The 10089-nt window shown below is 71.3% G+C and carries 10 protein-coding genes; 5 read left to right on the forward strand and 5 right to left on the reverse strand.

What is annotated here, in order from left to right; translation table 11 throughout:
• Window positions 1–29: 29 nt before the first annotated feature.
• Window positions 30–1799, reverse strand: a complete 1770-nt coding sequence (locus ACY34J_RS08605; RefSeq protein ID WP_462725841.1) for an acetyl/propionyl/methylcrotonyl-CoA carboxylase subunit alpha — start codon at window positions 1797–1799, stop codon at window positions 30–32.
• 380 nt (window positions 1800–2179) lie between these two features.
• Between ACY34J_RS08605 and ACY34J_RS08610 the strand changes: the two genes are divergently transcribed.
• Window positions 2180–2641 carry a hypothetical protein gene (locus ACY34J_RS08610; protein WP_462725840.1) on the forward strand — a complete coding sequence of 154 codons (462 nt, stop codon included), beginning with the start codon at window positions 2180–2182 and terminating at the stop codon, window positions 2639–2641.
• Window positions 2642–2666: 25 nt separating this feature from the next.
• Here ACY34J_RS08610 and ACY34J_RS08615 read toward each other — a convergent pair whose 3' ends face one another.
• The 4 genes from ACY34J_RS08615 to ACY34J_RS08630 form a co-directional block, all read right to left on the reverse strand.
• Window positions 2667–3284, reverse strand: coding sequence for a Maf family protein (locus ACY34J_RS08615; protein WP_462725839.1), 618 nt, complete (start codon window positions 3282–3284; stop codon window positions 2667–2669).
• A 76-nt stretch (window positions 3285–3360) separates the two neighbouring features.
• The gene (gene mmpB / locus ACY34J_RS08620; protein ID WP_462725838.1) at window positions 3361–3489 is read right to left on the reverse strand and encodes a morphogenic membrane protein MmpB; all 129 of its coding nucleotides are present in this window, start codon (window positions 3487–3489) and stop codon (window positions 3361–3363) included.
• 97 nt (window positions 3490–3586) lie between these two features.
• Window positions 3587–3793 (reverse strand): acyl-CoA carboxylase epsilon subunit, encoded by a 207-nt coding sequence (locus ACY34J_RS08625; protein WP_462725940.1) that lies wholly within the window; start codon window positions 3791–3793, stop codon window positions 3587–3589.
• Between the two features lie 19 nt (window positions 3794–3812).
• Window positions 3813–5402, reverse strand: coding sequence for an acyl-CoA carboxylase subunit beta (locus ACY34J_RS08630; RefSeq protein ID WP_462725837.1), 1590 nt, complete (start codon window positions 5400–5402; stop codon window positions 3813–3815).
• Between the two features lie 179 nt (window positions 5403–5581).
• Here ACY34J_RS08630 and ACY34J_RS08635 point away from each other — a divergent pair, with 179 nt between their 5' ends.
• The 4 genes from ACY34J_RS08635 to ACY34J_RS08650 all read left to right on the forward strand — a co-directional run.
• Window positions 5582–6514, forward strand: a complete 933-nt coding sequence (locus tag ACY34J_RS08635) for a biotin--[acetyl-CoA-carboxylase] ligase (RefSeq protein ID WP_462725836.1) — start codon at window positions 5582–5584, stop codon at window positions 6512–6514.
• A 201-nt stretch (window positions 6515–6715) separates the two neighbouring features.
• Window positions 6716–7834, forward strand: coding sequence for an adenylate/guanylate cyclase domain-containing protein (locus ACY34J_RS08640; RefSeq protein WP_462725939.1), 1119 nt, complete (start codon window positions 6716–6718; stop codon window positions 7832–7834).
• Between the two features lie 186 nt (window positions 7835–8020).
• Window positions 8021–8824 carry an enoyl-CoA hydratase/isomerase family protein gene (locus ACY34J_RS08645; protein WP_462725835.1) on the forward strand — a complete coding sequence of 268 codons (804 nt, stop codon included), beginning with the start codon at window positions 8021–8023 and terminating at the stop codon, window positions 8822–8824.
• A 170-nt stretch (window positions 8825–8994) separates the two neighbouring features.
• Window positions 8995–10089, forward strand: a 1095-nt coding sequence (locus tag ACY34J_RS08650) for a GGDEF domain-containing protein (RefSeq protein ID WP_462725938.1), incomplete at its 3' end; no start/stop codon positions are given.

The raw sequence follows: 10089 nt of genomic DNA on the forward strand, positions 1-10089 counted from the left end.
GGCCCGGAAGCGTGTGGGCTGAACTGGCGTCAGTCCTTGATCTCGCAGATGACCGCACCGGAGGTGATGGACGCCCCGACCTCGGCCGTAAGCCCCTTGATCGTTCCGGAGCGGTGCGCGTTGATCGGCTGCTCCATCTTCATGGCCTCCAGGACCACCACCAGGTCACCCTCGGCCACCTGCTGCCCGTCCTCGACGGCGACCTTGACGATGGTGCCCTGCATCGGCGAGGCGAGAGCATCACCCGAGGCGGCGGAGGACGCCTTCTTGGCGGCCTTGCGCTTGGGCTTCTTCGCTCCCCCGGCGGCCGGGGCACCCGCGGTGACACCAAGCGAGGAGGGCAGGGAGACCTCCAGGCGCTTGCCGCCCACCTCGACCACGACGGTCTCGCGGGTCTCGGCCTCCGCCTCCTCGGTACCCGGCACGGTGAAGGCCGGGATCTCGTTGACGAACTCGGTCTCGATCCACCGGGTGTGAACCGTGAACGGACCGTCCTGGCCGTGGACTTCCGGAGCGAACGCCGGGTCGGTGACGACCGCCCGGTGGAAGGGAATGGCAGTGGCCATGCCCTCGACGGTGAACTCGGCCAGCGCGCGGGCGGCCCGCTGCAGCGCCTGCTGCCGGCTCGCGCCGGAGACGATCAGCTTGGCCAGCAGGGAGTCCCAGGCCGGGCCGATGACCGAGCCGGACTCCACACCGGCGTCCAGCCGGACACCCGGACCCGAGGGCGGGCTGAAGGTGGTGACCGTGCCGGGGGCGGGCAGGAAGTTGCGGCCCGGGTCCTCGCCGTTGATGCGGAACTCGAAGGAGTGGCCGCGCACGGCGGGATCGTCGTAGCCCAGCTTCTCGCCATCGGCGATGCGGAACATCTCCCGTACGAGGTCGATGCCGGTGACTTCCTCGGTGACCGGGTGCTCGACCTGCAGACGGGTGTTGACCTCGAGGAAGGAGATGGTGCCGTCGTTGCCGACGAGGAACTCCACCGTGCCGGCGCCGACGTAGCCGGCCTCCTTCAGGATGGCCTTCGACGCCCGGTACAGCTCGGCGTTCTGCTCCTGCGTCAGGAAGGGGGCGGGGGCCTCCTCCACCAGCTTCTGGTGGCGGCGCTGGAGGGAGCAGTCGCGGGTGGAGACGACGACCACGTTGCCGTGCTTGTCCGCCAGGCACTGGGTCTCCACGTGCCGGGGCTTGTCCAGGTAGCGCTCGACGAAGCACTCGCCGCGGCCGAAGGCGGCGACCGCCTCACGGACGGCGGAGTCGTACAGCTCGGGCACCTCTTCGAGGGTGCGGGCGACCTTCAGACCGCGGCCGCCACCGCCGAAGGCGGCCTTGATCGCGATCGGCAGGCCGTGCTGCTCGGCGAAGGCCACGACCTCGTCGGCGCCGGAGACCGGGTCAGGGGTACCGGCGACCAGCGGGGCACCGGCGCGCTGCGCGATGTGCCTCGCTGCGACCTTGTCGCCCAGGTCGCGGATCGCCTGCGGCGGGGGGCCGATCCAGATCAGCCCGGCGTCGATGACCGCCTGGGCGAAGTCGGCGTTCTCCGAGAGAAAGCCGTAGCCGGGGTGGATGGCGTCTGCTTCCGAATCGGCGGCCGCCTTGAGGACTTTGGCGATGTCCAGGTAGCTGGTGGCGGGGGTGTCACCGCCCAGCGCGTAGGCCTCATCCGCCGCGCGGACGTGCACAGCGTCCCGGTCCGGATCGGCGTAGACGGCTACGCTCGCGATCCCTGCGTCCCGGCAGGCACGGGCAACGCGGACAGCGATTTCGCCACGGTTGGCGATGAGCACCTTGCGCACGATGGGTCCTTCCTGGGCGCTGCGCCGCAACAAATTAGACGACGTGAGTTTAGGGACTGCCGACACGGCCTGCCGAGTCGCCCTCGAGGGTGAGCTTGCCCACACGGAGCGTCATGCGGCTGCCGCCCAAGGCCTGAAATCCCTTGTCGTCCCACGGTACGCCCGGTTTACTCGGGCGACGGTAGAGGCACGGTGTGGTCAAGGTCTCGCCTTACGTGACCGGTGGAGCCCGGCGTTTCTTTGTTGACTCCCTACGAAGCGGGAGCACAAACTTTGCCGCACTGATCCGTCCACCCGAGTGGCGCCGCAGACCTCTTGTCCTGTGCGTTACCCGTTAGTAGCGTGCGGCATGTCGAAGCTGTGGAAGCGGGTGGGGTGGAATGGCGCGCAGACCGGCGATGGTGGTGGGCGTGGTGGCGGCCGTGGCGTTGATCGCCGAGGCGGTCGGCATCGTGCTGCTGCACTGGATACTGGGCCAGGTCGCGCAGCGCCAGGAGATGTCCCTGGGCGGCCTCGAGCCCCGCCTGATGACCGTCGGGACGTGGATCGCCGGCGTGCTGTTCGGCCTCTATCTGCTCCTGTGCGCGGTTCTGCTGCTGCGCAGCGCCGTGCGCGATCGCGCGCCGGGCCGCTTCGGCCGTATCACGCTGATCGCGTGTGCTGTCGTGCACGGTGTCCTGGGTGCGTTGACGGTCGGCCTGGTGGGCTGGGCCGCCTTCGCCGTCCTGATGGTCGTGCTCGGCCTGATCGTCTTCAGCCTGCTCGCCTTCGACGGTGACGGCGACGTGAACCGGGAGACCGGCACCGCGGGAGCGCCGGTCACGGACCCCAACACCGCCTGACCGTACGGAACTCCGGGTGGCGGCCTCACACCCAGAGGTCGGTGATCTCCACACCCACCTCGGCGAGCAGCTTCCTCAGCAGCGGCAGCGAGAGCCCGATGACAGTGCCCGCGTCACCGTCGATGCCCTCGATGAACGGCGCGGAGCGCCCGTCGAGCGTGAACGCCCCGGCGACATGCAGCGGCTCCCCGCTCGCGACGTACGCGGCGATCTCCGCGTCGGTGGGCTCTCCGAAGCGCACCGTCGTGGAGGCGGTCGCGGAGGCCCGGCGTCCGGTCGCCGTGTCGATCACACAGTGGCCGGTGCGCAGCACCCCGGAACGCCCCCGCATCGACTTCCAGCGCGCGGTGGCGTCCTCCTCGTCGGCCGGCTTGCCCAGCGCCTGACCGTCCATGTCGAGCACCGAGTCGCAGCCGACGACGATCGCGTGCGCGGCTTCGGGACATACGGACACCGCGGACGCCTTGGCCTCGGCGAGCAACCGGGCCAGCTCCGCGGGCGAGTCCGCCGTGATCGAGTCCTCGTCCACTCCGCTGACGATCACCTCGGGTGCCAGGCCGGCCTGCCGGAGCAGCGCGAGCCGGGCGGGGGAGGCGGAGGCGAGGACGAGCGTGCGGCGGGTGGCGGAGGGCTTCTCGGTCATGACGGCCAGGGTATCGCCGCACCACAAGTCCCTGGCCGCGTGGGCCATTTCGCCCAAGCCACAGCGGCCACCCGCCTCAGATGAGCACCAGGGTCAACATCAGCACCAGGATCGCGATCGCCAGTACCGTGCCCGCTCGACGGAGCATCGCTTCGGCTTCGCGCAACTCCTCCGAAGGCTCGTCGGGCGGGTCGGACCACAGCATGTATGTGATCCTCCGTCGGAAACGTCCGTGCCGCCTGAGTACGCGTACTCAGGCGGCACGGCCCGGAGGGACCAATCCGCGCCGGCTGAATCGTGGTTCAGCGCGGCCAGTAGGTGCTGCGCCACGCCTTCGGGCCCGGCTGTGGCAGAGCGCGGCGCGGCACGTTCCGCGTCTTGTCCCCCCACTCGTCCAGCTCCTGCGGCGCCACGGTGGCGGAGGAGGCCGCCGCGGCGCGCGCTTGTACCACCGCGAGCGCGGCGGCCAGCTCCTCCGGAGTCGGGTTGCCCCGTACGACCCTGAACATCATCGGCCCGGTCCCTTCGTCACAGGGGGATGTTGCCGTGCTTCTTCGGCGGCAGCGCCTCGCGCTTGTTGCGCAGCGCGCGCAGCCCGCGCACGACCTGGCGCCGCGTCTCCGACGGCATGATCACCGCGTCGATGTAGCCGCGCTCGGCCGCCACATACGGGTTGAGGAGCCTGTCCTCGTACTCCGCGATGAGCCGGGCGCGCACCTCCTCGGCCTCCTGAGGCGTCTGCGCCGCGGCGATCGTGCGGCGGTGCAGGATGTTGACGGCGCCCTGCGCGCCCATCACCGCGATCTGCGCGGTCGGCCAGGCCAGGTTGAGGTCCGCGCCGAGGTGCTTGGAGCCCATGACGTCGTACGCGCCGCCGAAGGCCTTACGGGTGATGACCGTGATCAGCGGGACGGTCGCCTCGGCGTAGGCGTAGATCAGCTTGGCGCCGCGCCGGATGATGCCGTTGTACTCCTGGTCCGTGCCGGGCAGGAAGCCGGGCACGTCCACGAACGTGAGCACCGGCACGTTGAACGCGTCGCAGCTGCGCACGAAGCGCGCGGCCTTCTCGGAGGCGTCGATGTCGAGGGTGCCGGCGAACTGCATCGGCTGGTTGGCGACGATGCCCACCGGGTGGCCCTCGACACGGCCGAAGCCCGTGACCATATTGGGCGCGAACAGGGCCTGGGTCTCCAGGAACTCGCCGTCGTCCAGGACATGCTCGATGATCTTCTGCATGTCGTAGGGCTGGTTCGCCGAGTCGGGGATGATCGCATCCAGCTCGCGGTCCTCGTCCGAGGTCTCCAGGTCGGCGACCTCCGGGAAGGCCGGCGGCTCGGAGAGGTTGTTCGAGGGCAGGTAGGACAGCAGCGACTTGATGTAGTCGATGGCGTCCTTCTCATCGCCCGCCATGTGGTGCGCGACGCCGGAGGTGGCGTTGTGCGTACGGGCGCCGCCCAGCTCCTCGAAGCCCACGTCCTCGCCGGTGACCGTCTTGATCACGTCTGGACCGGTGATGAACATGTGCGAGGTCTTGTCGACCATGATGGTGAAGTCGGTGATCGCCGGCGAGTAGACCGCGCCGCCCGCGCACGGGCCCACGATCAGGCTGATCTGCGGGATCACACCCGAGGCGTGGACGTTGCGGCGGAAGATCTCGCCGTACATGCCCAGGGCGCTGACGCCCTCCTGGATACGGGCCCCGCCGGAGTCATTGATGCCGATGACCGGGCAGCCGGTCTTCAGCGCGAAGTCCATCACCTTGACGATCTTCTGGCCGAAGACCTCGCCCAGGGCGCCGCCGAAAACCGTGAAGTCCTGGGAGAACACGGCCACCGGGCGGCCGTCGACCGTGCCGTAGCCGGTGACGACGCCGTCGCCGTACGGGCGGTTCTTCTCCAGGCCGAAGTTCGTCGAGCGGTGCTGCGCGAACTCGTCCAGCTCGACGAACGAGCCTTCATCCAGCAGCAGGTCGACGCGCTCGCGCGCCGTCAGCTTGCCTTTGGCATGCTGCTTCTCAACCGCGCGCTGCGAGCCGGCATGCGTTGCCTCCTCGATGCGCCGCTCCAGGTCCGCGATCTTTCCCGCGGTGGTGTGAATGTCGTATTCCGGCTCGGACATCGGGATGCGGCTCCTGCTCGTCCTCGGATGGGCTACTGCCCCGTAGCGTATCGGCGACGTTGAGCCACGGCAGTGCGGCGTTGGCCACACCCGGGACCCGACAGCACCGCTGGGCGGGACTGCTCCAGAGGCGTTCGGCGGAGCATGTGGCGAATCCCGCCCGGGCCTAGGCTGGCCACATGACGCCGAAGCCGCCGAACTCCCCTCACCCGCATCATGCGCCGGATCCGCACGGCTCGCACCACCCGCTTGCTACGCCGCGGCCCGGCAACCCCGGGGGCGGCCGGTGGTCCGACCTGGACCGGCCGCCGCTGAACGCGGGTGCGCTGCGGCGCGGGCTGGTACGGCCCGGCGGTCTGTGGACCTCCCTGGATGTCGTGGAGTCGACCGGCTCGACCAACAGCGATCTGGTGGAGCGGGCGCGCGCCGGCACCGAGCCCGGTGCCGTACTCATCGCCGAGGAGCAGATCGCGGGGCGCGGGCGGCTGGACCGGCAGTGGATGGCGCCGGCCCGCTCCGGCCTCTTCTTCTCCGTACTGCTCCGGCCCGACGTCCCCGCGGACCGCTGGGTCTGGCTGCCGCTGCTCGCGGGGGTCGCCACGGCGACCGCGCTGTCCCGGGCGGCCGGCGTCGATACCGCGCTGAAGTGGCCGAACGACATTCTGGTGAAGGTCGACGGGGAGGAGCGGAAGGCCGGCGGCATCCTCGCGGAGCGCGTCGACCAGGCCATCGTCATCGGCATCGGCCTCAATGTCTCGCTGCGCGCCGACGAGCTGCCGGTGCCCGGCGCGGGGTCGCTCGCGCTCGCGGGCGCCGTCTCCGTCGACCGCGACCCGCTGCTGCGCGCGGTGCTGCGCTCGCTCGAGCAGTGGTACGGGGACTGGCGGTCGGTCGGCGGGGACCCCGGGGCCAGCCGGCTGCAGGAGGCGTACGCGGCGGGCTGCGCCACCCTCGGCCGGACCGTACGGGCCGAAATGCCCGGAGACCGCGAGCTGGTCGGCGAGGCGGTGGCGGTCGACGGCGACGGCCGGCTGGTGCTGGCCACGCCGGACGGGGTGCAGCATCCGGTCGGGGCCGGAGACATCGTGCACCTGCGCTCCGAAGGAGAGTGAGCTACGGCACACCTGCCGTATCGTTGAGGCCCTGGACAGGCGGAGACCAGGAGCAGGGCGAGACGTGATCGGCAGGGCTGTGCGCTGGGGTTCCCCATGCCGAAGGCTAGGGGCGGATCGGACAGGGGGCGGGCGGTGACTGACGACGCGGGCTCGGGCGCGCACCCCACTCCGGAGGGCGCCGGTGCGGCTCCGGAGGGCATGGCCGGGCCGGTCGTGCCTGGGGACTCTGGGGCGCAGGACACAGGTTGGGAGGGCGCCCGCGGCGCCGCCCAGGAGCAGGAAGCCCATCCGCTCGCCCTCAAGATCGAAAACCTCATCCTCGGCGCCGAACGGCGCTATACCCCCTTCCAGGCGGCGCGGTCCGCCGGCGTCTCGATGGAGCTCGCCTCCCGCTTCTGGCGTGCGATGGGCTTCGCCGACATCGGGCAGGCCAAGGCGCTGACCGAGGCCGACGTGCTGGCGCTGCGGCGACTGGCCGGTCTGGTCGAGGCGGGCCTGCTCAGCGAGGCCATGGCGGTGCAGGTCGCCCGGTCCACCGGGCAGACGACGGCGCGGCTGGCGGAGTGGCAGATCGACTCCTTCCTGGAAGGACTCACGGAGCCGCCGGAACCCGGGATGACGCGGACGGAGGTCGCCTACCCGCTGGTCGAGCTGCTGCTCCCGGAGCTCGAGGAGTTCCTGGTGTACGTGTGGCGCCGGCAGCTCGCGGCCGCGACCGGGCGCGTCATCCAGGCGCAGGACGACGAGGAGATGGTCGATCGGCGGCTGGCGGTGGGCTTCGCCGACCTCGTCGGCTTCACCCGGCTCACCCGGCGGTTGGAGGAGGAGGAACTGGGCGAGCTCGTCGAGGCCTTCGAGACCACGGCGGCGGACCTGGTGGCGGCCCATGGCGGGCGGCTGATCAAGACCCTGGGCGACGAGGTGCTGTTCGCGGCGGATGACGCGGGCACGGCGGCCGAGATCGGGCTGCGGCTGATCGAGACCCTGGCGCACGACGAGACGATGCCGGAGCTGCGGGTCGGGATAGCGCTCGGGACGGTGACGACCCGGATGGGGGACGTCTTCGGTACGACCGTGAACCTGGCCAGCCGGCTGACGTCGATAGCGCCCAAGGACGCGGTACTGGTGGACGGCGCGTTCGCTCAGGAGCTGATGCGGTCCGGGGAGGCGCCGGAGTCGGAGGCGGAGGCCGCGGCGGCGGAGAAGGAGGGCGAGGGGCCGGAGACGCCGTACCGCTTCGCACTCCAGCCGATGTGGCAGCGGCCGGTGCGGGGGCTGGGCGTCGTCGAACCGTGGCTCCTGAGCCGGAGGGGCTGACGGGTCGCCTCGCCGGTGTGGCCGGTGACATTCTCAGCTGCGCGGCTGCGGCTCGCCCGAGCCCTGGCGCTTCGCGCCGGCGCCCACCTGCCCCTGTATGGCCTGCTGAGGCCCCTAGCCGAATGAGCGGTCGGCTGCGATGATCCCGGTGGATAACGATCGTTAACACTGCGGGAGGCAGCACGCATGAGCGAGGCAGAGATGCGGCACGGTGAGTGGATCGTCGTACGACGGCACGCCGACCACGTGGCAGAACTGGTCCTCGACAGGCCCAAGGCCATGAACGCCGTCTCCACCGAGATGGCCCGCTCCCTGACCCAGGCCTGCGACGCCCTCTCCGCGGACCGCACCGTACGGGCCGTCGTACTCACCTCCAGCCACGACCGCGCCTTCTGCGTCGGCGCGGACCTGAAGGAGCGCAACTCCTTCACCGACGCCGACCTGATGCGGCAGCGGCCGCTGACCCGGGCCGCCTACACCGCCGTCCTCGAGCTGCCCATGCCCACCATCGCCGCCGTGCACGGCTTCGCCCTCGGCGGCGGCTTCGAGATCGCGCTGTCCTGCGATCTGATCGTCGCGGACTCCACAGCCGTCGTGGGGCTGCCCGAGGTCTCCGTCGGCGTGATCCCCGGCGGGGGCGGCACCCAGCTGCTGCCCCGCCGGGTCGGCGCCGCCCGCGCCGCCGAGCTGATCTTCACCGCGCGCCGGGTACAGGCCGAGGAAGCACGGGAGTTGGGGCTTGTGGACACGCTCGTGGCGGAGGGCCAGGACCGTACGGAGGCGCTGTCGCTCGCCGGCCGTATCGCCGCCAACTCGCCGGTCGGGCTGCGCGCCGCGAAGCGGGCGCTGCGCCTCGGGTTCGGCCTGGACCTGCGGGCCGGTCTGGAGGTCGAGGATGCTGCCTGGCGCAGCGTGGCCTTCTCGGGCGACCGGGCGGAAGGCGTCGCGGCCTTCAACGAGGGGCGGACTCCGGACTGGCCGGGGGAGTAGCCACACCTGAGCGGCGATCGCCATCCCGAAGGGGACGAATAGCCCCGAATGTTCCTACGCTGGTGTGCAAGGTGTGCTGTGCGCACGGCGAGGAAAGCGAGGCGGCGGTGGCGGACGACGGCGGGGCGGGTGATGTGCGGCTGCGAGCGGTGGTCGGGCTGGCCCAGGCCATGGCCGCTGCCCACTCGCCGCGTGAATCGGTGCGGGCCGCGGCGATGGTCGCGCGCTCCGCGCTGGGCGGGACGTTCGCGGCGATCTCCGTGTGGGAGCGGGGAGTGGGCTTGTTGCGCGTCCTCGTCAATGTCGGCGAACTGGCCGACGGCGAGGAGGAGTTCCCCGAGGACGAGTCGTATCCGGTGCACCAGTTCCCGGAGATCACGGAGTTTCTGCACGAGCGGTGGGCCGGGGGCGGCGAGCCGAACGCGTGGGTGGAGACCGTGGACAACGGCCCGGGGGACCGTCCCGCGGGCTCGTACCTCCACCAGCGGGTCGCGGCGCTGCGGCGACGCGGCCGCGGCTGCTGCGTGATCGCGCCGATCGTGCTGCACGGGCGGGCCTGGGGCGAGCTGTATGTGGCGCGAGGCGTCGGCGATCCCGTCTTCCGGCGCCCGGACGCGGACTTCGCAACCGTGCTCGCGGCCGTAACCGCTGCAGGGATCGCCCAGACCGAACGTCTTGAGGAGGCGCGCAGACTGGCCTTCACCGACCCGCTGACGGGGCTGGCGAACCGGCGGTGCGTGGACATAGAGCTCGACGAGGCGCTGGAGCGACACCGTACGGACGGCACGGTGGTGAGCCTCGTCGTCTGCGACCTCAACGGTCTCAAGCGGGTCAACGACTCGCTGGGGCACGCGGTCGGGGACCGGCTGCTGGAGCGCTTCGGGTCGCTGCTGTCGCTGTGCGGTGCGATGCTGCCGGGCTCGCTGGTGGCGCGGCTCGGTGGCGACGAGTTCTGCCTGCTGGCGGTGGGGCCGCAGGCCGATGACGTGGTGAAGGTCGCCGACGAACTGTGCAGCCGGGCAGCCGAGTTGGAGCTGGGCGAGGGCGTTGCGTGCGGGGTCGCCTCCACCGGCGACGTCATCGGGCCGGTACCGTCCGCGCGCCGGCTCTTCCGGCTCGCGGACGCGGCGCAGTACCGGGCGAAGGCGTCGCGTGCGGGGAAGCCGGTCGTGGCCGGCCGGGAGGGACCGGAGGACCCGGTGGTCCGGCTGGCCGACGCCCCACCGCCCGAGCCCGGCCCCGAACGCCGCCGCTTCCGCCGCCAA

Source organism: Streptomyces sp. HSS9-12, assembly GCF_054963655.1.